We start from the raw sequence: 23,902 nt of genomic DNA on the forward strand, positions 1-23,902 counted from the left end.
GTGACTATTCTGCGTTTAGATGTGATGGAATTAAACCTATATTCCAAAAAAGGTTATGGAGTTTCCTTTTTTTTTGAGAGGCAATTGTGAAACTGGATGAAATCGCGCGGCTTGCCGGCGTCTCACGCACCACAGCAAGCTATGTAATCAACGGCAAAGCGAAGCAGTACCGCGTCAGCGATAAAACCGTTGAAAAAGTCATGGCCGTCGTACGCGAGCATAACTACCATCCGAACGCGGTAGCCGCCGGGCTGCGGGCAGGACGCACACGATCGATTGGCCTGGTGATCCCCGATCTGGAAAACACCAGCTATACCCGCATTGCTAACTACCTTGAGCGGCAGGCACGCCAGCGTGGCTATCAGCTTCTCATTGCCTGTTCGGAAGACCAGCCGGATAACGAGATGCGCTGCATTGAGCATCTGCTGCAGCGTCAGGTCGATGCCATTATCGTATCGACCTCGCTTCCACCGGAGCACCCCTTTTACCAGCGCTGGGCCAACGACGCTTTTCCTATCGTCGCCCTCGACCGGGCGTTAGACCGGGAGCACTTCACCAGCGTGGTCGGTGCAGATCAGGACGATGCCGAGATGCTGGCGGCGGAGCTGCGCACCTTCCCGGCAGAGAACGTCCTCTATCTGGGGGCGCTCCCGGAGCTTTCGGTCAGCTTTTTGCGCGAGCAGGGTTTCCGTACCGCCTGGAAAGACGATCCGCGTGAGGTAAGCTTCCTTTACGCCAACAGCTACGAGCGCGAAGCCGCCGCACAGCTTTTTGATAAGTGGCTGGAGAGCAACCCGATGCCGCAGGCGCTGTTTACCACCTCGTTTGCCCTGTTACAGGGGGTGATGGATGTGACGCTGCGCCGCGACGGCCATCTGCCAGCTAACTTAGCGATTGCCACCTTTGGCGATCATGAGCTGCTCGACTTCCTGCAGTGTCCGGTACTGGCCGTGGCCCAGCGCCATCGCGATGTCGCAGAGCGCGTGCTGGAGATCGTGCTGGCCAGCCTCGACGAACCGCGTAAGCCAAAACCTGGCCTGAGCCGCATCCGGCGCAATCTCTACCGCCGCGGCGTGCTGAATCGGGTTTGAATTTTTTTAAAGGCAGCGAGAGCTGCCTTTTCCTTTTAGCGCTTCCTTCTATATGAAAGCCATTCGCGTATTAACGTAAATTAAGGCTCGGATTAATCCTTAAAATCCATAGGCCGCTATTTTTTAAATTTCCCTTTATTCTTAAAACGCATTTTTTTAGGGGAAAAGGAGGTAACGGCGCGTTAATTTTGTATTGTTTTGTTACATCTACGGCAGAGCCGCTGAATTAATGACCTTTTTGTTAGTATGACAATTCACTTCTGCTTGTCACGACCCCTCTGACGTCGCTCCGCCTGCAACTGGCGCTGTTAACCATTGACAATATGGCTTAAAATGCTGCCCGCGTCGCAAACTGACACTTTATATTTAATCCGTATCGTGGCCGAGGTCTTTAACTGGCTCATGCGGAGGCATTATTTTTTTTGCAAATATTCATGACGTTAATTTGCAGCGCATGTTGAGCGCATTTTGTGCGGGCCTGTTATCCACTATTAATCGTGGTTGTTTCGGGCTCGTTAGCCTCAGTGCTGGCTTGACAAGCTTTTCCTCCGCTCCGTAAACTCCCTCGGTGGGGATTTGTGGGATAAAGTGGTGAAAGGTTGATTTTGAGGTGAAACTGGCATGTTCCGTGGGGCAACGTTAGTTAATCTCGACAGTAAAGGTCGGTTGTCCGTACCTGTTCGCTACCGGGAACAACTTGTCGAGCATGCTGCCGGTCAGATGGTCTGTACCATTGACATCCACCACGCCTGCCTGCTGCTTTACCCCCTCCCGGAATGGGAAATTATTGAGCAAAAATTATCGCGTCTGTCGAGCATGAATCCCGCAGAGCGACGCGTGCAGCGTTTACTGCTGGGACATGCCAGTGAATGTCAGATGGATAGCGCGGGGCGCTTATTGATTGCTCCCGTTTTACGGCACCATGCCGGACTGAACAAAGAAGTGATGCTGGTCGGGCAGTTTAACAAGTTTGAGCTGTGGGATGAAACGACCTGGTATCAACGGGTCAAGGAAGATATCGACGCTGAGCAGTCAGGCTCTGAACCACTTTCAGAGCGATTGCAGGATTTGTCTCTATAACGATGATGGAAAATTTTAAACACACAACGGTACTGCTCGACGAGGCCGTAAACGGCCTGAACATTCGTCCTGACGGCATCTACATAGATGGAACTTTTGGTCGCGGTGGCCACTCGCGCCTGATCCTCTCCCAGCTGGGGGCGGAAGGACGGCTGCTGGCAATCGATCGCGATCCTGAGGCGATTGCTATCGCTAAAACCATTGACGATCCACGCTTCTCAATTGTGCACGGGCCTTTCTCCGGGCTGGCGGACTACGTTCGCGAGCGCGATCTCACTGGCAAGATCGACGGTATCCTTCTCGATCTTGGCGTCTCCTCCCCACAGCTTGACGATGCTGAGCGTGGTTTCTCCTTTATGCGCGACGGTCCGCTGGACATGCGTATGGATCCCACCCGCGGCCAGTCTGCCGCCGAATGGCTACAAACCGCTGACGAAGCCGATATCGCCTGGGTGATCAAAACCTTTGGCGAAGAGCGCTTCGGCAAACGTATCGCCCGCGCCATCGTGGAGCGTAACCGCATTGAGCCGATGACCCGCACCAAAGAGCTGGCGGAGGTCATCGCCGCCGCTACCCCGGTGAAGGATAAGCATAAACATCCCGCGACCCGTACCTTCCAGGCGGTGCGCATCTGGGTAAACAGTGAGCTGGAGGAGATAGAGCAGGCGCTAAAAAACTCGCTCGACGTGCTGGCCCCAGGGGGACGACTGTCGATCATCAGTTTCCACTCGCTGGAGGACCGCATTGTGAAACGCTTTATGCGTGAGCAGAGCCGGGGTCCACAGGTTCCAGCCGGGTTACCGATGACTGAAGCGCAGCTCAGTAAACTGGGCGGCCGTTATCTGCGAGCGTTAGGCAAGTTGATGCCGGGCGAAGAAGAGGTGGCAGAGAATCCACGCGCCCGTAGTTCAGTGCTGCGTATCGCAGAGAGGACGAACGCATGATCGGCAGGGTGGCAGAGACCTTTAGCAAAGTAAAAGGGTCGTTAGGAAACACCGAGCGCCATGCGTTGCCTGGCGTGATCGCGGACGATCTCTTGCGCTTTGGGAAACTGCCGCTCTGTCTGTTCATCTGCATCATCGTGACGGCGGTGACGGTCGTAACGACTGCGCACCATACCCGTCTGCTGACGGCGCAGCGTGAGCAGCTGGTGCTGGAGCGCGACGCGCTGGATATCGAGTGGCGCAACCTGATCCTTGAAGAGAACGCCCTCGGCGATCACAGCCGCGTTGAACGGATCGCCACCGAGAAGCTGCAGCTGCAGCATGTTGATCCTTCACAAGAAAACATCGTAGTACAGAAATAAGGACTTACGCGACGCATGAAAGCAGCGGTGAAGACGCTTAAACCAAAACGTCAGGAAGAGCAGGCCAACTTTGTGAGTTGGCGTTTTGCGTTGCTTTGCGGATGTATTTTACTGGCGCTGGCGTTTCTGCTGGGGCGCGTCGCATGGTTACAGGTTATCAACCCGGATATGCTGGTGCGTCAGGGCGATCTGCGCTCGCTGCGCGTGCAGGAGGTCTCTACCTCTCGCGGCCTGATCACCGACCGCTCTGGCCGTCCGCTGGCGGTAAGCGTGCCGGTGAAGGCGATCTGGGCCGATCCGAAAGAGCTGCATGACGCCGGCGGCATTACGCTCGACAACCGCTGGAAAGCGCTGGCGGATGCGCTGCATCTCCCGCTCGATCAGCTTGCTGCTCGCGTGAACGCCAACCCGAAAGGCCGCTTTATCTACCTTGCGCGCCAGGTAAACCCGGATATCGGCGACTACATTAAAAAACTGAAGCTGCCCGGCATTCATCTGCGGGAAGAGTCGCGTCGTTACTACCCCTCCGGCGAAGTAACCGCTCACCTCATTGGCTTTACCAACGTCGACAGCCAGGGCATTGAAGGGGTTGAGAAGAGCTTTGATAAGTGGCTTACCGGTCAGCCTGGCGAGCGCATCGTGCGTAAAGACCGCTATGGCCGCGTGATTGAAGATATCTCCTCCACCGACAGCCAGGCGGCGCACAACCTTGCCCTGAGCATCGACGAGCGGCTCCAGGCGCTGGTCTACCGCGAGCTGAACAACGCCGTGGCCTTTAACAAGGCGGAGTCTGGCAGCGCCGTGCTGGTAGACGTCAACACCGGTGAAGTGCTGGCGATGGCGAACAGCCCCTCCTATAACCCGAACAACCTCAGCGGTACGCAGAAAGACGTGATGCGTAACCGTACCATTACCGACGTGTTCGAACCCGGCTCTACCGTGAAGCCGATGGTGGTGATGACCGCTCTGCAGCGCGGCGTGGTCAGAGAGAACACCGTTCTGAATACTGTCCCTTACCGTATTAACGGCCACGAGATCAAAGACGTGGCGCGCTACAGCGAATTGACCCTGACCGGGGTACTACAGAAGTCGAGTAACGTCGGTGTATCAAAGCTGGCGTTAGCGATGCCCTCCTCAGCGCTGGTAGAAACTTACTCGCGTTTTGGCCTGGGAAAAGCGACCAATTTGGGGTTGGTCGGAGAACGCAGTGGCTTATATCCTCAAAAACAACGGTGGTCTGACATAGAGAGGGCCACCTTCTCTTTCGGCTACGGGCTAATGGTAACCCCGTTACAGTTAGCGCGAGTCTACGCAACGATCGGCAGCTACGGCATCTACCGTCCGCTGTCGATCACCAAAGTTGATCCGCCCGTTCCGGGCGAGCGTATCTTCCCGGAATCCATCGTTCGTACCGTGGTGCACATGATGGAGAGCGTGGCGCTGCCCGGCGGCGGCGGCGTGAAGGCCGCCATCAAAGGCTATCGCATCGCCATTAAAACCGGTACGGCGAAAAAGGTCGGGCCGGACGGACGCTATATCAATAAATACATTGCCTACACCGCGGGCGTCGCGCCAGCCAGCCAGCCGCGTTTTGCGCTGGTGGTGGTCATTAACGATCCGCAGGCGGGTAAATACTACGGCGGTGCCGTTTCCGCACCGGTCTTCGGGGCCATCATGGGGGGCGTACTGCGCACCATGAACATCGAGCCGGACGCGTTAGCAACGGGCGAAAAAAGTGAATTTGTAATTAATGAAGGCGAGGGAACAGGTGGCAGATCGTAATTTGCGCGACCTTCTCGCTCCGTGGGTAGCGAATTTGCCTGCGCGAGCTTTGCGGGAAATGACACTCGACAGTCGCGTAGCGGCAGCGGGCGATCTCTTTGTGGCGGTAGTAGGCCACCAGGCGGACGGGCGTCGGTATATCCCGCAGGCGATAGCACAGGGCGTGGCGGCCATCATTGCGGAAGCAAAAGGCGAGGCCGCCGACGGTGAGATCCGTGAAGTTCACGGCGTGCCGGTTATCTATCTTAGCCAGCTCAACGAGCGCCTCTCCGCGCTGGCCGGACGCTTTTATAATGAGCCTGCCGAGCGTTTAAGCCTGGTGGGCGTCACCGGCACCAACGGCAAAACCACTACCACCCAGCTGCTGGCGCAGTGGGCTCAGCTGCTGGGTGAAACCAGCGCGGTCATGGGTACGGTAGGCAACGGCCTGCTGGGTAAGGTGATCCCAAGCGAAAATACTACCGGCTCCGCCATTGACGTTCAGCATGTGATTGCCGATCTGGCAGGGCAGGGGGCAACCTTTGCCGCGATGGAGGTCTCCTCCCACGGCCTGGTGCAGCACCGCGTCGCCGCCCTGAAGTTCCGTGCCTCGGTATTCACTAACCTGAGCCGCGATCACCTCGATTATCACGGGGATATGGCGGGCTACGAATCAGCAAAATGGCAGCTCTTCTCCGCACACCACTACGGACAGGCGATCGTTAACGCCGATGACGAAGTGGGCCGCCGCTGGCTGGCTAACCTGCCGGACGCCGTTGCGGTCTCTATGGAAGGGCATATCAACCCGAACTGTCATGGCCGCTGGCTGAAAGCCGAAGCGGTAAGCTATCACGACAGCGGGGCCACGGTGCGCTTCACCTCCTCCTGGGGGGAGGGCGAGATTGAAAGCCGCCTGATGGGGGCGTTTAACGTCAGCAACCTGCTGCTGGCGCTGGCAACCCTGCTGGCGCTGGACTTCCCGCTGAGCGAGCTGCTGAAGACGGCGTCGCGCCTGCAGCCGGTATGCGGCCGCATGGAGGTCTTCGCTGCGCCGGGTAAACCGACGGTGGTGGTGGATTACGCTCACACCCCGGATGCGCTGGAGAAAGCGCTACAGGCCGCGCGCCTGCACTGCACCGGTAAGCTGTGGTGCGTCTTTGGCTGCGGCGGCGATCGTGACAAGGGCAAGCGTCCGCTGATGGGTGCCATTGCCGAGGAGTTTGCCGACGTTCCGGTTGTCACCGACGACAACCCGCGTACCGAAGAGCCACGCGCCATCATTAACGATATTCTCGCTGGTATGCTCGATGCAGGCCGCGCCCGGGTGGTGGAAGGCCGCGCCGAAGCGGTAACCAGCGCCATTATGCAGGCGAAAGAGAACGACGTCGTGCTGCTGGCCGGTAAGGGCCATGAAGATTATCAGATTGTCGGTACCCGCCGTCTCGACTATTCCGACCGCGTCACTGCCGCGCGTCTGCTGGGAGTGGTGGCATGATTAGCGTAACCCTTAACGAGCTTGCCCAGATCTTGAACGGCGAGCTGCACGGTCAGAGTCTGACCATTGATGCCGTCACCACCGATACCCGCCAGCTGACGCCGGGCTGCCTGTTTGTGGCCCTGAAAGGTGAACGCTTCGACGCCCATGACTTTGCCGAGCAGGCGAAGACGGGCGGCGCGGGCGCGCTGCTGGTCAGCCGCAAGCTCGACTGCGATCTGCCCCAGCTGGTGGTGAAGGATACCCGTCTCGCCTTTGGCGAAATCGCGGCCTGGGTGCGCCAGCAGGTGCCGACCCGCGTGGTCGCGCTCACCGGCTCGTCGGGTAAAACCTCGGTGAAAGAGATGACCGCCGCCATCCTCAGCGAGTGCGGTAATACGCTTTATACCGCCGGCAACCTAAATAATGACATCGGCGTGCCGATGACACTGCTACGCCTGACGAAAGCGCACCAGTATGCGGTGATCGAGCTGGGGGCTAACCACCAGGGCGAAATCGCCTGGACCGTTAGCCTGACCCGTCCGGAAGCGGCGCTGGTCAACAACCTGGCGGCCGCGCATCTGGAAGGTTTCGGCTCGCTGGCGGGCGTGGCGAAAGCGAAGGGTGAGATCTTTACCGGCCTGCCGCTCGACGGCGTGGCGATCATGAATGCGGACAACAATGACTGGCTGAACTGGCAGAGCATCATCGGCGGGTGCAAAATCTGGCGCTTCTCACCGAACGCGGCCAACAGCGACTTCACTGCCAATAACGTGCATGTGACCTCGCACGGGACCACCTTCACGCTGCAAACCCCAACCGGCAACGTTGAGGTGCTGCTGCCGCTGCCGGGTCGTCACAACATTGCTAACGCGCTGGCCGCAACGGCGCTGGCGATGGCGGTGGGCGCACCGCTGGACGCGGTGAAGGCCGGGCTGGCGAAGCTGAAGGCGGTGCCGGGACGTCTGTTCCCCATCCAGCTTGCGGAAAACCAGCTGCTGCTCGACGACTCCTACAACGCCAACGTCGGTTCGATGACCGCGGCGGCGCAGGTGCTCTCCGAGATGCCGGGCTACCGGGTGATGGTGGTGGGCGATATGGCCGAGCTGGGCGATGAGAGCGAAGCGTGCCATCAGCAGGTGGGGGAGGCGGCGAAAGCCTCCGGCCTCGATCGCGTGCTGAGCGTGGGCGTCCAGAGCAAAGGTATCTCCGACGCCAGCGGCGTTGGCGAACATTTTAACGATAAAGCTGCGCTGATCGCGCGCCTCAAGGCGCTGATTGCAGAGCAGCAGATTATTACCATTTTGGTGAAAGGTTCACGTAGTGCTGCCATGGAAGAGGTAGTACGCGCATTACAGGAGAATGGGACATGTTAGTTTGGCTGGCCGAGCATTTGGTCAAATATTATTCGGGCTTTAACGTCTTTTCCTATCTGACGTTTCGCGCCATTGTCAGCCTGCTGACCGCGCTCTTCATCTCCTTATGGATGGGGCCGCGCATGATCGCCCGCCTGCAAAAGCTCTCGTTTGGCCAGGTTGTACGTAACGACGGTCCGGAATCGCACTTCAGCAAGCGCGGCACGCCGACAATGGGCGGGATCATGATCCTCACCGCCATTGTGGTGTCGGTCCTGCTGTGGGCTTACCCCTCCAACCCCTACGTCTGGTGCGTGCTGGTGGTGCTGGTGGGCTATGGCATCATCGGCTTTGTTGATGACTACCGGAAGGTGGTGCGCAAAGACACCAAGGGTCTCATCGCCCGCTGGAAATATTTCTGGATGTCGGTTATCGCCCTGGGCGTCTCCTTTGCGCTCTATCTGGTGGGCAACGATACGCCGGCCACCCAGCTGGTGGTGCCGTTCTTTAAGGACGTTATGCCGCAGCTGGGCATCCTCTATATCCTGCTGGCCTACTTCGTCATCGTCGGTACCGGCAACGCCGTGAACCTCACCGACGGCCTCGACGGCCTGGCTATCATGCCTACCGTGCTGGTGGCGTCAGGCTTTGCGCTGGTGGCCTGGGCAACCGGCAACATGAACTTTGCCAGCTATCTGCATATTCCCTACCTGCGTCACGCCGGTGAGCTGGTGATCGTCTGTACGGCTATCGTCGGGGCAGGGCTGGGCTTTCTGTGGTTTAACACCTATCCGGCGCAGGTCTTTATGGGCGATGTCGGTTCGCTGGCGCTGGGCGGCGCGCTGGGCATTATCGCCGTGCTGCTGCGTCAGGAGTTCCTGCTGGTGATCATGGGTGGCGTATTTGTGGTAGAGACCCTGTCGGTGATCCTGCAGGTGGGCTCCTTTAAGCTGCGCGGACAGCGTATCTTCCGTATGGCCCCGATCCATCACCACTATGAACTGAAAGGCTGGCCGGAGCCGCGGGTCATTGTGCGCTTCTGGGTTATTTCGCTGATGCTGGTGCTGATTGGCCTGGCTACGCTGAAGGTGCGTTAATCATGGCAGATTACCGGGGTAAACAGGTCGTCATCATTGGGTTAGGGTTAACCGGCCTATCCTGCGTGGACTTTTTCCTTGCGCGTGGCGTGACGCCGCGGGTGATGGATACGCGCACCGCGCCGCCGGGGCTGGAGAAGCTGCCGGAGTCGGTGGAGCGCCACCTTGGTAGTCTGAATGACGACTGGCTGCTGGCGGCGGATCTGATCGTTGCCAGCCCCGGTCTCGCTCTCGCGCACCCGTCGCTGAGCGCGGCCGCCGAGGCTGGCGTGGAGATCGTCGGCGATATCGAGCTGTTCGTGCGTGAAGCCCAGGCACCGGTGATTGCGATCACCGGCTCTAACGGCAAGAGCACCGTGACTAAGCTGGTGGGCGAGATGGCGGAAGCGGCGGGCGTTAACGTCGGCGTGGGCGGCAATATTGGTCTGCCGGCCTTGATGCTGCTCGACAGCAACCGCGAGCTGTACGTGCTGGAGCTCTCCAGCTTCCAGCTTGAGACCACCTCCAGCCTGCACGCCGTGGCGGCGACAATCCTCAACGTCACCGAAGACCATATGGATCGCTATCCGTTTGGCCTGCAGCAGTACCGTGCCGCCAAGCTGCGTATTTTTGAGAACGCCAAAGTCTGTGTGGTCAACGCCGACGATGCCCTGACCATGCCGGTTCGTGGCGCGGACGAGCGCTGCATCAGCTTTGGCGTCGACGTGGGTGACTACCACCTCAACCGCCAGCAGGGCGAGACCTGGCTGCGGGTGAAGGGTGAAAAAGTGCTTAACGTTAAAGAGATGAAGCTCAGCGGCCAGCACAACTACACTAACGCCCTGGCGGCGCTGGCGCTGGCGGATGCCGCTGGCCTGCCGCGTGCCACCAGCCTGAAGGCGTTAACCACCTTTACCGGCCTGGCGCACCGTTTCCAGCTGGCGCTGGAGCACAACGGCGTGCGCTGGATCAACGACTCCAAGGCCACCAACGTCGGCAGCACCGAAGCGGCGCTTAACGGCCTGCACGTTGACGGCACGCTGCACCTGCTGCTGGGCGGCGACGGCAAGTCGGCAGACTTCTCACCGCTAAGCCGCTACCTGAACGGGAGTAACGTGCGCCTCTACTGCTTTGGCCGTGACGGCGCAGAGCTGGCGGCGTTACGTCCTGAGATTGCCGCACAGACCGAGACGATGGAGCAGGCGATGCGCCTTATCGCGCCGCAGCTCAAGCCGGGCGATATGGTGCTGCTGTCACCTGCCTGTGCCAGCCTCGATCAGTTTAAGAACTTTGAACAACGGGGCGATGAGTTCACCCGTCTGGCGAAGGAGTTAGGCTAATGCGCTTATCACTCCCTCGCCTGAGACTGCCGCGCATGCCGCGTCTACCGGGACTCGGTATCCTGGAGTGGCTGTTTGCGGCGCTCAAGGGCTGGGTCATGGGCTCGCGTGAGAAAGATACCGACAGCCTGGTCATGTACGATCGAATGCTGCTGTGGCTGACCTTCGGCCTTGCGGCCGTGGGCTTTATCATGGTGACCTCCGCGTCGATGCCGGTAGGGCAGCGCCTGACCAACGATCCCTTCTTCTTTGCCAAACGCGATGCGCTCTACATCTTCCTTGCGTTTTGTATGGCGATGATTACCCTGCGCCTGCCGATGGAGTTCTGGCAGCGCTGGAGCTCGGCGATGCTGATCGCCTCTATTGTCATGCTGCTGCTGGTACTGCTGGTAGGCAGCTCCATTAACGGGGCATCGCGCTGGATTGACCTTGGCGTAATGCGCTTCCAGCCTGCCGAGTTCACTAAGCTCTCCCTCTTCTGCTACCTCGCCAACTACCTGGTGCGTAAGGTGGATGAGGTGCGTAATAACCTGCGCGGCTTCTTAAAGCCGATGGGCGTGATTCTGGTGCTGGCGGTGCTGCTGCTGGCGCAGCCTGACCTCGGAACCGTGGTGGTGCTGTTTGTCACCACCCTGGCCATGCTGTTCCTCGCCGGGGCCAAGCTGTGGCAGTTTATCGCCATCATCGGCATGGGCATCTCTGCCGTAGTGCTGCTGATCCTCGCCGAACCCTACCGTATCCGCCGCGTCACCTCGTTCTGGAACCCGTGGGAAGATCCGTTTGGCAGCGGCTACCAGCTGACCCAGTCGCTGATGGCCTTTGGCCGGGGCGAGTTCTGGGGACAGGGCCTGGGCAACTCGGTGCAAAAACTGGAGTACCTGCCGGAGGCACATACCGACTTCATTTTCTCCATTATCGGCGAAGAACTGGGTTATATCGGTGTGGTACTGGCGCTTTTGATGGTATTCTTCGTCGCTTTCCGTGCGATGTCTATCGGGCGGAAAGCGCTGGATATTGACCATCGCTTCTCGGGTTTTCTGGCCTGTTCGATCGGTATTTGGTTTAGTTTTCAGGCACTCGTCAACGTTGGCGCGGCCGCCGGGATGCTGCCAACCAAGGGTCTGACGCTGCCGCTGATCAGCTACGGTGGCTCCAGCCTGTTAATTATGTCGACGGCGATCATGATGCTGTTGCGTATAGATTATGAAACGCGTCTGGAAAAAGCCCAGGCGTTTACACGAGGTGTTCGATGAGTGGGCAACCGAAGCGGTTAATGGTGATGGCAGGCGGCACGGGCGGGCACGTTTTCCCCGGCCTGGCGGTTGCGCACCATTTAATGGCCCAGGGCTGGCAGGTTCGCTGGCTGGGCACCGCCGATCGTATGGAAGCGGATTTGGTGCCAAAACACGGTATCGAGATCGACTTTATTCGCATCTCCGGCCTGCGCGGGAAGGGGCTGAAGGCCATGCTGCTTGCACCGCTGCGTATCTTTAACGCCTGGCGACAGGCGCGGGCGATTATGCAGCGCTTCAAACCGGACGTGGTGCTGGGGATGGGCGGCTACGTCTCCGGGCCGGGTGGCCTCGCCGCCTGGTCGCTGGGCATTCCAGTGGTTCTGCACGAGCAGAACGGCATTGCCGGGCTGACCAACAAATGGCTGGCAAAGATCGCCACCAAGGTGATGCAGGCCTTTCCCGGCGCGTTTCCGCAGGCCGACGTGGTGGGTAATCCGGTGCGCACCGACGTGCTGGCGCTACCGCTACCGGCGGATCGCCTCTCTGGCCGTGAAGGGCCGGTGCGGGTGCTGGTCGTCGGCGGCTCGCAGGGCGCACGGGTGCTGAACCAGACGCTGCCGCAGGTAGCCGCAAAGCTTGGCGATGCGGTGACCATCTGGCACCAGAGCGGGAAAGGGGCGCAGCAGGCGGTTGAGCAGGCCTATGCCGACGCCGGTCAGCCGCAGCACCGCGTGACCGAGTTTATTGATGATATGGCTGCGGCCTACGCCTGGGCCGACGTGGTGGTTTGTCGCTCCGGGGCGCTGACGGTGAGTGAGATTGCCGCCGCCGGGCTGCCCGCGCTGTTTGTGCCGTTCCAGCATAAGGATCGGCAGCAGTACTGGAATGCGCTGCCGCTTGAGCAGGCGCACGCGGCGAAGATCCTTGAGCAGCCGCAGTTTACCGTTGATTCCGTCGTCGAGACGCTGGCGAGCTGGGATCGCGTTACGTTACTGGGGATGGCCGAGCGCGCGCGCGCCGCAGCCATTCCTGATGCTACCGACCGGGTAGCAAAAGCCGTAAGCCTTGCTGCACAGGCTTAACCATCGCGACGCCTTTTGCGTCGCACGAATTTTAGAAGTTTATGGCGTTTAGAGAATGAATACACAACAACTGGCGAAACTGCGTTCTATCGTGCCCGAGATGCGTCGCGTCCGGCACATTCACTTCGTTGGCATTGGCGGGGCCGGCATGGGCGGCATCGCTGAGGTGCTGGCGAACGAAGGCTATCAGATCAGCGGTTCCGACCTTGCGCCAAACCCGGTTACGCAGCAGCTGGCCGCCCTTGGCGCGACCATCTACTTCAACCATCGCCCGGAGAACGTGCGTGACGCCAGCGTCGTCGTCGTCTCCAGCGCCATCTCTGCCGATAACCCGGAGATTGTCGCCGCGAACGAAGCGCGCATTCCAGTGATCCGCCGCGCAGAGATGCTGGCAGAGCTGATGCGTTTTCGTCACGGCATCGCCATCGCCGGGACGCATGGCAAAACCACGACCACCGCGATGGTCTCCAGTATCTATGCCGAGGCCGGACTGGATCCGACCTTTGTTAACGGCGGGCTGGTGAAAGCCGCCGGCGTGCACGCCCGTCTGGGCCACAGCCGCTATCTGATTGCCGAGGCGGATGAGAGCGACGCGTCGTTCCTGCATCTGCAGCCGATGGTCGCCATCGTCACCAATATCGAAGCCGACCATATGGATACCTACCAGGGCGACTTCGAGAACCTAAAGCAGACCTTTATCAACTTCCTGCACAACCTGCCGTTCTATGGCCGGGCGGTGATGTGCGTGGACGACCCGGTGTGCCGCGAGCTGCTGCCGCGCGTTGGCCGCCAGACCACCACCTACGGCTTTAGCGACGACGCGGACGTGCGGGTAGAGAGCTACCAGCAGACCGGGCCGCAGGGACACTTTGTGCTGGTGCGCCAGGACAAACCTAATTTACAGGTCACGCTGAACGCGCCGGGCCGCCATAACGCCCTGAACGCGGCGGCGGCGGTGGCCGTAGCGACGGAAGAGGGGATTGACGACGAAGCGATCCTGCGGGCGCTGGAGAGCTTCCAGGGGACCGGCCGCCGCTTCGACTTCCTCGGCGCGTTCCCGCTGGAGCAGGTAAACGGCAAAGCGGGCAGCGCCATGCTGGTTGACGACTACGGTCATCACCCGACCGAGGTAGATGCCACCATCAAGGCCGCGCGTGCGGGCTGGCCGGATAAGAATCTGGTGATGATTTTTCAGCCGCACCGTTTCACCCGTACCCGCGACCTGTACGATGATTTCGCTAACGTGCTGACCCAGGTCGACGCCCTGCTGATGCTGGACGTCTATGCCGCAGGGGAGACGCCGATCCCAGGTGCGGATAGCCGCTCCCTGTGCCGTACCATTCGTGGCCGGGGAAAAATCGATCCGATTCTGGTTCCCGACGCTGCCCAGGTCGCGGCGATGCTGGCCCCGGTATTAACCGGTAACGATCTCATTCTGGTTCAGGGCGCAGGCAACATCGGTAAAATCGCCCGTAGCCTGGCCGAGAATAAACTGAAGCCGCAGCAGCCGCAGGAGGAAGAGCGTCATGGCTAATAAAGTTGCAGTCCTGCTGGGCGGAACCTCCGCCGAGCGTGAGGTGTCGCTGAACTCTGGCGCAGCGGTGCTTGCTGGTCTGCGCGAGGGTGGCGTAGACGCCCATCCGGTCGATCCGCGTGACACCGACGTCACCCAGCTTAAGAGCATGGGCTTTGACAAGGTCTTTATCGCCCTGCACGGTCGCGGTGGCGAAGACGGTACGCTACAGGGTCTGCTTGAATTGACCGGTCTGCCTTATACCGGCAGCGGCGTGATGGCCTCGGCCATCTCAATGGATAAGCTGCGCAGCAAGCTGCTGTGGCAGGGCGCGGGCTTGCCTGTCGCGCCGTGGGCGGCAGTAACGCGTCAAGAGTTTGAGCAGGGGCTGAACGAGAGCGTGCTTCAGCACATCACCAGCCTGGGCCTGCCGCTGATCGTCAAGCCCAGCCGGGAAGGCTCCAGCGTCGGCATGTCTAAAGTTGACGAGGCTGGCGCGCTGGATGCGGCGTTAGCTTTAGCGTTTCAGCACGATGAAGAAGTCTTAGTTGAGAAGTGGCTGAGCGGGCCGGAATTTACCGTTGCAGTATTAGGGGAAGAAATTTTACCCTCAATTCGCATCCAACCCGCAGGAACCTTCTATGATTATGAGGCAAAGTATCTCTCTGATGAGACTCAGTATTTCTGCCCCAGCGGATTAGAAGCGGAGCGCGAGGCGCTGTTACGCGATCTGGTACTAAAGGCCTGGAACGTATTAGGCTGCCGTGGATGGGGTCGAATCGATGCCATGCAGGATAGCGATGGTCACTTCTATCTGCTGGAAGCGAACACCTCGCCGGGAATGACCAGCCACAGTCTGGTCCCGATGGCGGCTCGCCAGGCTGGATTAAGTTTCTCGCAATTGGTTGTACGAATTCTGGAGTTGGCGGACTGATATGTCGCAGGCTGCGCTAAACACGCGAAACCGCGAAGAGGAGGAGGTTGTTGCCTCCCGGCGGAATAATGGAACGCGTCTTGCAGGAATTGTGTTTCTGCTGGCGGTGCTGTGCACCGTGTTGGTGAGCGGCTGGATGATTCTGGGCTGGATGGACGATGCGCAGCGCCTACCGCTGTCGAAGCTTGTGGTCACCGGTGAGCGCCACTACACGCGCAACGATGATATACGCCAGTCGATTCTGGCGCTGGGTGCCCCTGGGACCTTTATGACCCAGGATGTGAACATCATCCAAAGCCAGATTGAACGTCTGCCGTGGATCAAGCAGGCCAGCGTAAGAAAGCAGTGGCCGGACGAATTGAAGATTCATCTGGTTGAATATGTCCCGATTGCGCGGTGGAATGATCAGCACATGATGGATGCAGATGGAAATTCGTTCAGCGTGCCCACCGATCGTGCTAAAGAGCCGGGTCTCCCGCTGCTGTTTGGCCCGGAAGGGAGCGAAAGCGAAGTGTTGCAGGGCTTCCGTGACATGGGGCAGGTGCTGGCAAAAGATAAGTTTACGTTGAAAGAGGCGGCGATGACCGCCCGTCGCTCCTGGCAGTTGACGCTGAACAATGGAATCAAGCTCAACCTGGGCCGGGGGGATACGATGAAACGTCTGTCACGCTTTGTAGAACTCTATCCTGTTCTGCAGCAGCAGGCGCAAACCGACGGCAAAGAGATTAGCTACGTCGATCTGCGCTATGACTCAGGCGCGGCGGTCGGTTGGAAACCGGCACCTATTGTGGATCCTAATCAGCAACAGAATCAGGCACAGGCAGAGCAATAATGATCAAGGCGACGGACAGAAAACTGGTAGTAGGACTGGAGATTGGCACCGCGAAGGTCGCCGCTTTGGTAGGGGAAGTTCTGCCCGACGGTATGATCAATATCATTGGCGTGGGCAGTTGCCCGTCGCGGGGTATGGATAAAGGCGGAGTCAACGATTTAGAGTCGGTGGTGAAGTGCGTGCAGCGCGCCATCGACCAGGCCGAGCTGATGGCGGACTGCCAGATTTCGTCGGTTTACCTGGCGCTCTCCGGCAAGCATATTAGCTGTCAGAATGAGATCGGCATGGTACCCATTTCCGAAGAGGAAGTGAGCCAGGAAGACGTTGAAAACGTTGTGCATACCGCCAAGTCGGTGCGTGTGCGCGACGAGCACCGGGTCCTGCATGTTATTCCGCAGGAGTACGCCATTGACTACCAGGAAGGGATCAAAAACCCGGTAGGGTTATCCGGTGTGCGGATGCAGGCAAAAGTGCACTTGATCACATGTCACAACGATATGGCAAAAAACATTGTCAAAGCGGTTGAACGATGTGGTCTGAAAGTTGACCAACTCATTTTTGCCGGACTGGCGTCCAGCTATTCCGTGTTGACGGAAGACGAACGTGAGCTGGGTGTCTGCGTAGTGGATATCGGTGGTGGTACAATGGACATCGCCGTGTATACCGGCGGTGCGCTGCGCCATACCAAGGTGATCCCCTACGCGGGGAACGTGGTGACCAGCGATATCGCCTATGCCTTCGGTACGCCGCCAAGCGATGCCGAGGCCATTAAGGTTCGCCATGGCTGTGCCCTGGGCGCAATTGTCGGTAAAGACGAAAGCGTAGAGGTGCCGAGCGTGGGCGGACGTCCACCGCGCAGCCTGCAGCGTCAGACGCTGGCGGAGGTGATTGAGCCGCGCTACACCGAGCTGCTCAACCTGGTGAACGAAGAAATTTTGCAGCTGCAAGAACAGCTCCGGCAACAAGGCGTTAAGCACCATCTTGCAGCAGGAATTGTATTAACCGGCGGCGCAGCGCAGATCGAAGGGCTTGCAGCCTGTGCGCAACGCGTGTTTCATACACAGGTGCGCATAGGTGCGCCGCTGAATATCACGGGCCTGACGGACTATGCCCAGGAGCCGTACTATTCAACGGCGGTAGGTCTGCTGCACTACGGGAAGGAGTCCCATTTAAGTGGTGAAGCAGAGGTGGAAAAACGTGCGTCAGTCGGCTCGTGGATCAAACGTCTGAACAGCTGGCTGCGAAAAGAGTTTTAATATTTTCAGAGACCGCACAAAATTAGTGGTCTCAGGCGACAGGTACTTACACTGAATCCCTCTTGCAGTCTTACAGCAGTCTGCAGGATGATGTGTAAAATCGGAGAGAAAATTATGTTTGAACCTATGGAACTGACCAACGATGCGGTGATTAAAGTCATCGGCGTCGGTGGCGGCGGCGGTAACGCCGTTGAGCACATGGTGCGCGAGCGCATCGAAGGCGTTGAATTCTTTGCAGTGAATACTGACGCCCAGGCGTTGCGTAAGACCGCGGTGGGGCAGACCATCCAGATCGGCGGCGGCATCACCAAAGGTTTGGGAGCGGGTGCTAACCCGGAAGTCGGCCGCAATGCAGCCGAAGAGGACCGTGAAGCACTGCGCGCAGCGCTTGACGGCGCAGACATGGTATTCATCGCCGCAGGTATGGGCGGGGGTACAGGCACAGGTGCCGCGCCGGTGGTTGCCGAAGTGGCCAAAGATTTAGGTATTCTGACCGTTGCCGTCGTGACCAAGCCTTTCAACTTCGAAGGCAAGAAGCGTATGGCCTTTGCGGAGCAGGGGATCACCGAGCTCTCTAAGCACGTTGACTCCCTGATCACCATCCCGAACGACAAGCTGCTGAAGGTGCTGGGTCGTGGCATCTCTCTGCTTGACGCCTTTGGCGCGGCCAACGACGTGCTGAAAGGCGCGGTCCAGGGCATCGCCGAGCTGATCACCCGTCCAGGCCTGATGAACGTCGACTTCGCTGACGTGCGCACCGTGATGTCCGAAATGGGCTACGCGATGATGGGCTCCGGCGTGGCGAAAGGGGAAGATCGTGCGGAAGAAGCCGCCGAGATGGCCATCTCCAGCCCGCTGCTGGAAGATATCGACCTCTCTGGCGCACGCGGCGTTCTCGTCAACATTACGGCGGGCTTCGACCTGCGTCTGGACGAGTTTGAAACCGTGGGTAACACCATCCGTGCATTTGCGTCAGATAACGCGACCGTGGTTATCGGTACCTCTCTGGATCCAGAGATGAACGACGAGCTGCGCGTGACCGTTGTTGCCACCGGTATCGGTATGGACAAGCGTCCAGAAATTACCCTGGTGACCAACAAACAGCAGCAGCAGCCGGTGATGGATCGCTACCAGCAGCACGGTATGGCACCGCTGAGCCAGGAGCAGAAACCGGCCGCGAAAGTGGTCAATGACCCGACGCCGCAGACCGCAAAAGAGCCAGATTATCTCGATATTCCGGCATTTTTACGTAAGCAGGCTGACTAAGAATTAGCTGGAAGTTGGGCATTGTCGCTCTTTGTGCTAAACTGGCCCGCCGGTTGTATAGTACAATTCGGTTGGATTAGTAACTAGGCGAGATTATACGATGATCAAACAAAGGACACTTAAACGTATCGTTCAGGCGACTGGCGTCGGTTTGCATACCGGCAAGAAAGTCACCCTGACGTTGCGACCTGCGTCGGCCAACACCGGGGTCATCTATCGTCGCACTGACTTGAATCCACCGGTAGATTTTCCGGCCGATGCCAAATCTGTGCGTGATACCATGCTCTGCACCTGCCTGGTGAACGAGCATGACGTGCGGATCTCTACCGTAGAGCACCTCAACGCCGCGCTGGCGGGTCTGGGTATCGACAACATCATGATTGAAGTTGACGCCCCTGAGATCCCGATCATGGACGGTAGTGCAGCCCCCTTCGTTTACCTGCTGCTTGATGCGGGTATCGAAGAGCTGAACTGTGCGAAGAAATTTGTTCGCATCAAAGAGACCGTTCGCGTCGAAGACGGCGACAAATGGGCTGAATTCAAGCCGTACAATGGTTTTACGCTCGATTTCACCATCGACTTCAACCATCCGGCGATTGATGCCAGCAGCCAGCGCTACGCGATGAACTTCTCTGCCGACGCATTTATGCGCCAGATTAGCCGCGCGCGTACCTTCGGCTTTATGCGTGATATCGAGTATCTGCAGTCTCGTGGCCTGTGCCTGGGCGGCAGCTTCGATTGTGCCATCGTAGTTGATGACTATCGCGTACTGAACGAAGACGGCCTGCGTTTTGAAGACGAGTTTGTGCGTCACAAAATGCTGGATGCGATCGGTGACCTGTTCATGTGCGGTCACAACATTATCGGTGCATTTACCGCTTACAAATCCGGTCATGCGCTGAATAATAAACTGCTGCAGGCGGTCCTGGCTAAACAGGAAGCCTGGGAGTATGTGACGTTCCAGGACGACGCTGAACTGCCTTTGGCATTCAAAGCACCCTCAACGGTACTGGCATAATCCTCCAGACCGTTTAGTAAAAATTCGACTGGTTAACCTGGCACTCTCTCCGGTCAGGGGCGCCAGTCGTTTTTGTTTCCAGGTTTTACCGGTTCTCTTCTCGCCCCTGATGCACAAATCCAGAGATAATTTACTGCCCAAAGCGGAGCGTTCGCTGTTTTCTTAAGCATTTTCACCCGGCTATGCCCCTCATTGTTACTGCCGTGTAGCGCCTTTAATGGTAATATTTGGTCGCAAAATAACGGATGTTGATATGAATCGGGTAGGTTTAACCCATTAATGGTGGAGCAAGTGAGCGGATTACTGACGCGCTGGCGACAATTTGGCAGACGCTACTTCTGGCCGCATCTCTTTTTAGGGATGGTCGCGGCGAGTCTTGGCCTGCCCGCGCCCGGTACGCAGGAGCGCCCGGCCCAGCCTGAGAAGGCAACCGCCAGCAACCATAATCGCACCAGCCCGGTCAACTTCACCAGCCTCGCGCTGCTCGAAGCCAGCCGCCGTCCGACCTTTACCGTCGACTACTGGCATCAGCACGCTATCCGCACCGTTATTCGTCATCTCTCCTTTGCAATGGCACCGCAGGCGCTGTCGGTTGCTGAAGAGCCGCTGCCCGTCCAGGCGCACCATCTGGCGCTGCTGGATACGCTCAACGCCCTGCTGAACCAGGAGGGCAAGCCGCCGGTTATTGTTCGCCATCGCATCCTCGTCACTCCAGAGCCGCACGCTGCGTTTACCGTCGCTGACTGGCTCGCGCAGGTGCAGGGGATCCGCGCCGGACCTCAACGCCTCAGCTAAATTAACCGTTTCAACACCTTAATTTATCTGCCCATTTTGGGGCGTTTGAGAATTTATTATGCTTATTAAACTGTTAACAAAAGTATTTGGTAGCCGTAACGATCGTACCCTGCGCCGGATGCGCAAAGCCGTCACCGTCATCAACGGTATGGAACCGGCTATGGAGAAGCTCAGCGATGATGAGCTGAAAGCCAAAACCGCCGAGTTCCGCGCCCGTCTGGAAAAAGGCGAGACCGTGGAGAGCCTGATCCCGGAAGCGTTCGCCGTGGTGCGTGAAGCGAGCAAGCGCGTGTTCGGCATGCGCCACTTTGACGTCCAGCTGCTGGGCGGGATGGTGCTTAACGATCGCTGCATCGCCGAGATGCGTACCGGTGAAGGTAAAACCCTGACCGCAACCCTGCCTGCCTATCTGAACGCCCTGAGCGGTAAAGGCGTGCACGTGGTGACCGTCAACGACTACCTCGCCCAGCGTGATGCCGAAAACAACCGTCCGCTGTTCGAGTTCCTTGGCATGAGCGTGGGCATCAACATGTCCGGCCTGCCAGCACCGGCCAAGCGTGAAGCCTATGCCGCAGATATCACCTACGGCACTAACAACGAATACGGCTTTGACTACCTGCGTGACAACATGGCGTTCAGCCCGGAAGAGCGCGTTCAGCGTAAGCTGCACTATGCGCTGGTGGATGAGGTAGACTCCATCCTCATCGACGAAGCCCGTACGCCGCTGATCATCTCCGGTCCGGCGGAAGACAGCTCCGACATGTACAAGCGCGTCAACAAAATCATCCCTAACCTGATCCGTCAGGAGAAAGAGGATTCTGACACCTTCCAGGGCGAAGGCCACTTCTCCGTGGATGAGAAAGCGCGTCAGGTAAACCTGACCGAGCGCGGACTGGTGCTGATTGAAGAGCTGCTGGTGCGTGAGGGCATCATGGACGAGGGCGAGTCGCTCTACTCCCCAGGCAATATCATGCTGATGCACCACGTTACCGCTGCGCTGCGTGCCCACGTGCTCTTCACCCGCGACGTGGACTACATCGTGAAAGACGGTGAAGTCATCATCGTTGATGAGCACACCGGCCGTACCATGCAGGGCCGCCGCTGGTCCGATGGTCTACACCAGGCCGTTGAGGCCAAAGAGGGCGTGGATATCCAGAACGAGAACCAGACCCTGGCCTCCATCACCTTCCAGAACTACTTCCGCCTGTATGAGAAGCTGGCGGGGATGACCGGTACTGCCGATACCGAAGCCTTCGAATTTAGCTCTATCTACAAGCTGGACACCGTGGTGGTGCCGACCAACCGTCCGATGATCCGTAAGGATCTGCCGGACCTGGTCTACATGACCGAAGCGGAAAAAATTCAGGCCATCATCGAAGATATCAAAGAGCGTACGGCCAACGGCCAGCCGGTGCTGGTGGGGACCATCTCCATCGAGAAATCCGAGGTGGTGTCTAACGAACTGACCAAAGCGGGCATTAAGCACAACGTCCTGAACGCCAAGTTCCACGCCAACGAAGCGGCAATTGTTGCCCAGGCGGGCTATCCGGCAGCGGTGACCATCGCCACCAACATGGCGGGTCGTGGTACCGATATTATGCTCGGTGGTAGCTGGCAGGCAGAGGTTGCCGCCCTGCCGGAGCCGACCGAAGAGCAGATTGCACAGATCAAAGCGGACTGGCAGGTGCGTCATGATGCGGTGCTGGCCTCCGGCGGTCTGCACATCATCGGTACCGAGCGCCATGAATCCCGCCGTATCGACAACCAGCTGCGCGGCCGTTCCGGTCGTCAGGGTGACGCAGGCTCCTCCCGCTTCTACCTGTCGATGGAAGATGCCCTGATGCGTATCTTCGCCTCTGACCGCGTCTCCAATATGATGCGTAAGCTGGGGATGAAGCCGGGCGAAGCGATCGAGCACCCGTGGGTGACCAAGGCTATCGCCAACGCCCAGCGTAAGGTAGAGAGCCGCAACTTCGATATTCGTAAGCAGCTGCTGGAGTATGACGATGTGGCCAACGATCAGCGCCGCGCCATCTACACCCAGCGTAACGAGCTGTTGGACGTAAGCGACGTCAGCGAAACCATCACCAGCATCCGCGAGGATGTCTTCAAGGCGACTATCGACGGGCATATTCCGCCGCAGTCGCTGGAAGAGATGTGGGATATCCCAGGCCTGCAAGAGCGCCTGAAAAACGACTTCGATCTCGACCTGCCGATTGCCGAGTGGCTGGACAAAGAGCCGGATCTGCATGAAGAGACGCTGCGCGAACGTATTATGCAGAGCGCGGTAGAGGTCTATCAGCGTAAAGAAGAAGTGGTGGGTGCCGAGATGATGCGCCACTTCGAAAAAGGCGTCATGCTGCAAACCCTCGACTCCCTATGGAAAGAGCACCTGGCGGCGATGGACTATCTGCGTCAGGGCATCCACCTGCGTGGCTACGCGCAGAAGGATCCGAAGCAGGAGTACAAGCGCGAATCCTTCGCCATGTTCGCCGCTATGCTTGAGTCGCTGAAGTATGAAGTGATCAGCACCCTGTCGAAAGTGCAGGTGCGGATGCCGGAAGAGGTGGAAGAGATGGAGCAGCAGCGTCGTGAGGAGTCAGAGCGCCTGGCCCAGATGCAGCAGCTTAGCCACCAGTCCGACGACGCGCAGGCTGCGGCCGATCTGGCGGATCAGACCGGCGAGCGTAAAGTGGGTCGTAACGATCCATGCCCGTGCGGCTCTGGCAAAAAATACAAGCAGTGCCATGGCCGTCTGAGCTAAGCGCGACACAATAAAAAAAACAAAGGCGCAGATTCTGCGCCTTTTTTATGGAGTCAACCTGATGAAAGTATTGAATATCGCCGCCGGGATCATTCGCAATCCGCAGGGCGAAATCTTTATTACCCAGCGCGCCGCCGATGCGCACATGGCCAATAAAAAAGAGTTTCCTGGCGGCAAGATTGAGGCTGGCGAAACGCCGGAGCAGGCGCTGGCGCGCGAGCTGGACGAAGAGGTGGGCATCACCGTTACCTCAGCGCTGCTGTTTGAGAAGCTGGATTACCAGTACCCAGAGCTGCACATCACCCTGTGGTTCTACCTGGTCGAAAGCTGGGAAGGGGAGCCGTGGGGCAAAGAGGGCCAGCCGGGGGAGTGGCTGATGCCGCAGGCGCTGAACGCGGACGATTTCCCACCCGCCAACCAGCCGATTGTCGCCCGCTTACGCGGCGAGTAATTTGATGGTTTGTAGTTTTGTAGGCCTGCTAAGCGAAGCGCCAGCAGGCGTTATTTAGGCGGATGGGCAGCGGTTACTGTTTCTCTTCGCTCCAGCCATCGCTGTCGGAGAGATCGCCCTCGCTGGGGATGCGCTTCTCTTCGGCAGCCCACTCGCCTAAGTCGATAATCTGGCAGCGCTTAGAGCAGAACGGGCGAAACGGGCTGGTCTCGTTCCAGATCACTTTCCGGCCACAGGTTGGGCAGTTTACAACGGTTTCTTCAGACATCACTC

At 58.6% G+C, this 23,902-nt stretch carries 21 protein-coding genes; 20 read left to right on the forward strand and 1 reads right to left on the reverse strand.

Annotated elements, in window-relative coordinates:
- Positions 1-86: 86 nt before the first annotated feature.
- The 20 genes from cra (at position 87) to mutT (ending at position 23,629) form a co-directional block, all read left to right on the forward strand.
- Positions 87-1,091, forward strand: a complete 1,005-nt coding sequence (gene cra, locus RTP97_RS11165) for a catabolite repressor/activator (protein ID WP_312212147.1) — start codon at positions 87-89, stop codon at positions 1,089-1,091.
- 621 nt (positions 1,092-1,712) lie between these two features.
- Positions 1,713-2,171: a division/cell wall cluster transcriptional repressor MraZ gene (gene mraZ / locus RTP97_RS11170; protein WP_042390438.1), complete on the forward strand. Its 459-nt coding sequence runs from the start codon at positions 1,713-1,715 to the stop codon at positions 2,169-2,171.
- Between the two features lie 2 nt (positions 2,172-2,173).
- The gene (rsmH, locus tag RTP97_RS11175; protein ID WP_312413571.1) at positions 2,174-3,115 is read left to right on the forward strand and encodes a 16S rRNA (cytosine(1402)-N(4))-methyltransferase RsmH; all 942 of its coding nucleotides are present in this window, start codon (positions 2,174-2,176) and stop codon (positions 3,113-3,115) included.
- Positions 3,112-3,477, forward strand: coding sequence for a cell division protein FtsL (gene ftsL, locus RTP97_RS11180; RefSeq protein WP_312228648.1), 366 nt, complete (start codon positions 3,112-3,114; stop codon positions 3,475-3,477). The genes rsmH and ftsL overlap by 4 nt, the downstream gene beginning before the upstream one ends.
- Positions 3,478-3,492: 15 nt before the next feature.
- Positions 3,493-5,259, forward strand: a complete 1,767-nt coding sequence (gene ftsI / locus RTP97_RS11185) for a peptidoglycan glycosyltransferase FtsI (RefSeq protein WP_144817638.1) — start codon at positions 3,493-3,495, stop codon at positions 5,257-5,259.
- Positions 5,246-6,733, forward strand: a complete 1,488-nt coding sequence (gene murE / locus RTP97_RS11190) for a UDP-N-acetylmuramoyl-L-alanyl-D-glutamate--2,6-diaminopimelate ligase (RefSeq protein WP_312413574.1) — start codon at positions 5,246-5,248, stop codon at positions 6,731-6,733. Before ftsI ends, murE begins: the two co-directional genes overlap by 14 nt.
- Complete coding sequence (gene murF / locus RTP97_RS11195; RefSeq protein ID WP_312413576.1) at positions 6,730-8,088, forward strand: UDP-N-acetylmuramoyl-tripeptide--D-alanyl-D-alanine ligase; 1,359 nt, start codon at positions 6,730-6,732, stop codon at positions 8,086-8,088. Before murE ends, murF begins: the two co-directional genes overlap by 4 nt.
- Entirely contained in the window at positions 8,082-9,164 is a 1,083-nt protein-coding gene (gene mraY, locus RTP97_RS11200) for a phospho-N-acetylmuramoyl-pentapeptide-transferase (protein ID WP_042390449.1), read from the forward strand. Before murF ends, mraY begins: the two co-directional genes overlap by 7 nt.
- A gap of 2 nt (positions 9,165-9,166) precedes the next feature.
- A complete protein-coding gene (gene murD / locus RTP97_RS11205; RefSeq protein WP_312413579.1) occupies positions 9,167-10,483 on the forward strand; it encodes a UDP-N-acetylmuramoyl-L-alanine--D-glutamate ligase in 1,317 nt (438 codons plus the stop codon).
- Entirely contained in the window at positions 10,483-11,736 is a 1,254-nt protein-coding gene (ftsW, locus tag RTP97_RS11210) for a cell division protein FtsW (protein WP_312413581.1), read from the forward strand. Before murD ends, ftsW begins: the two co-directional genes overlap by 1 nt.
- Positions 11,733-12,800, forward strand: a complete 1,068-nt coding sequence (gene murG / locus RTP97_RS11215; protein ID WP_312413583.1) for an undecaprenyldiphospho-muramoylpentapeptide beta-N-acetylglucosaminyltransferase — start codon at positions 11,733-11,735, stop codon at positions 12,798-12,800. The genes ftsW and murG overlap by 4 nt, the downstream gene beginning before the upstream one ends.
- A 55-nt stretch (positions 12,801-12,855) precedes the next feature.
- Positions 12,856-14,334 (forward strand): UDP-N-acetylmuramate--L-alanine ligase, encoded by a 1,479-nt coding sequence (gene murC / locus RTP97_RS11220; RefSeq protein ID WP_312413585.1) that lies wholly within the window; start codon positions 12,856-12,858, stop codon positions 14,332-14,334.
- Positions 14,327-15,247 carry a D-alanine--D-alanine ligase gene (locus tag RTP97_RS11225; RefSeq protein WP_312413587.1) on the forward strand — a complete coding sequence of 307 codons (921 nt, stop codon included), beginning with the start codon at positions 14,327-14,329 and terminating at the stop codon, positions 15,245-15,247. The genes murC and RTP97_RS11225 overlap by 8 nt, the downstream gene beginning before the upstream one ends.
- Before the next feature lies 1 nt (position 15,248).
- Positions 15,249-16,079 carry a cell division protein FtsQ gene (ftsQ, locus tag RTP97_RS11230; protein WP_312228639.1) on the forward strand — a complete coding sequence of 277 codons (831 nt, stop codon included), beginning with the start codon at positions 15,249-15,251 and terminating at the stop codon, positions 16,077-16,079.
- Positions 16,079-17,335 (forward strand): cell division protein FtsA, encoded by a 1,257-nt coding sequence (ftsA, locus tag RTP97_RS11235; protein ID WP_312212157.1) that lies wholly within the window; start codon positions 16,079-16,081, stop codon positions 17,333-17,335. Before ftsQ ends, ftsA begins: the two co-directional genes overlap by 1 nt.
- 114 nt (positions 17,336-17,449) lie before the next feature.
- Positions 17,450-18,601 carry a cell division protein FtsZ gene (ftsZ, locus tag RTP97_RS11240; protein ID WP_042390697.1) on the forward strand — a complete coding sequence of 384 codons (1,152 nt, stop codon included), beginning with the start codon at positions 17,450-17,452 and terminating at the stop codon, positions 18,599-18,601.
- A 100-nt stretch (positions 18,602-18,701) separates the two neighbouring features.
- Positions 18,702-19,619: a UDP-3-O-acyl-N-acetylglucosamine deacetylase gene (gene lpxC, locus RTP97_RS11245; protein WP_312228638.1), complete on the forward strand. Its 918-nt coding sequence runs from the start codon at positions 18,702-18,704 to the stop codon at positions 19,617-19,619.
- A 291-nt stretch (positions 19,620-19,910) separates the two neighbouring features.
- Positions 19,911-20,414 (forward strand): secA translation cis-regulator SecM, encoded by a 504-nt coding sequence (gene secM, locus RTP97_RS11250; RefSeq protein ID WP_312413590.1) that lies wholly within the window; start codon positions 19,911-19,913, stop codon positions 20,412-20,414.
- Positions 20,415-20,472: 58 nt separating this feature from the next.
- Positions 20,473-23,178 (forward strand): preprotein translocase subunit SecA, encoded by a 2,706-nt coding sequence (gene secA, locus RTP97_RS11255; RefSeq protein ID WP_312413591.1) that lies wholly within the window; start codon positions 20,473-20,475, stop codon positions 23,176-23,178.
- A 61-nt stretch (positions 23,179-23,239) separates the two neighbouring features.
- Complete coding sequence (gene mutT, locus RTP97_RS11260) at positions 23,240-23,629, forward strand: 8-oxo-dGTP diphosphatase MutT (RefSeq protein WP_312413593.1); 390 nt, start codon at positions 23,240-23,242, stop codon at positions 23,627-23,629.
- Between the two features lie 73 nt (positions 23,630-23,702).
- Here mutT and yacG read toward each other — a convergent pair whose 3' ends face one another.
- Positions 23,703-23,897 carry a DNA gyrase inhibitor YacG gene (gene yacG, locus RTP97_RS11265; protein ID WP_312413594.1) on the reverse strand — a complete coding sequence of 65 codons (195 nt, stop codon included), beginning with the start codon at positions 23,895-23,897 and terminating at the stop codon, positions 23,703-23,705.
- Positions 23,898-23,902 lie beyond the last annotated feature (5 nt).

It is taken from the genome of Pseudescherichia sp., assembly GCF_031998825.1.
Taxonomy (GTDB): Bacteria; Pseudomonadota; Gammaproteobacteria; order Enterobacterales; family Enterobacteriaceae; genus Pseudescherichia.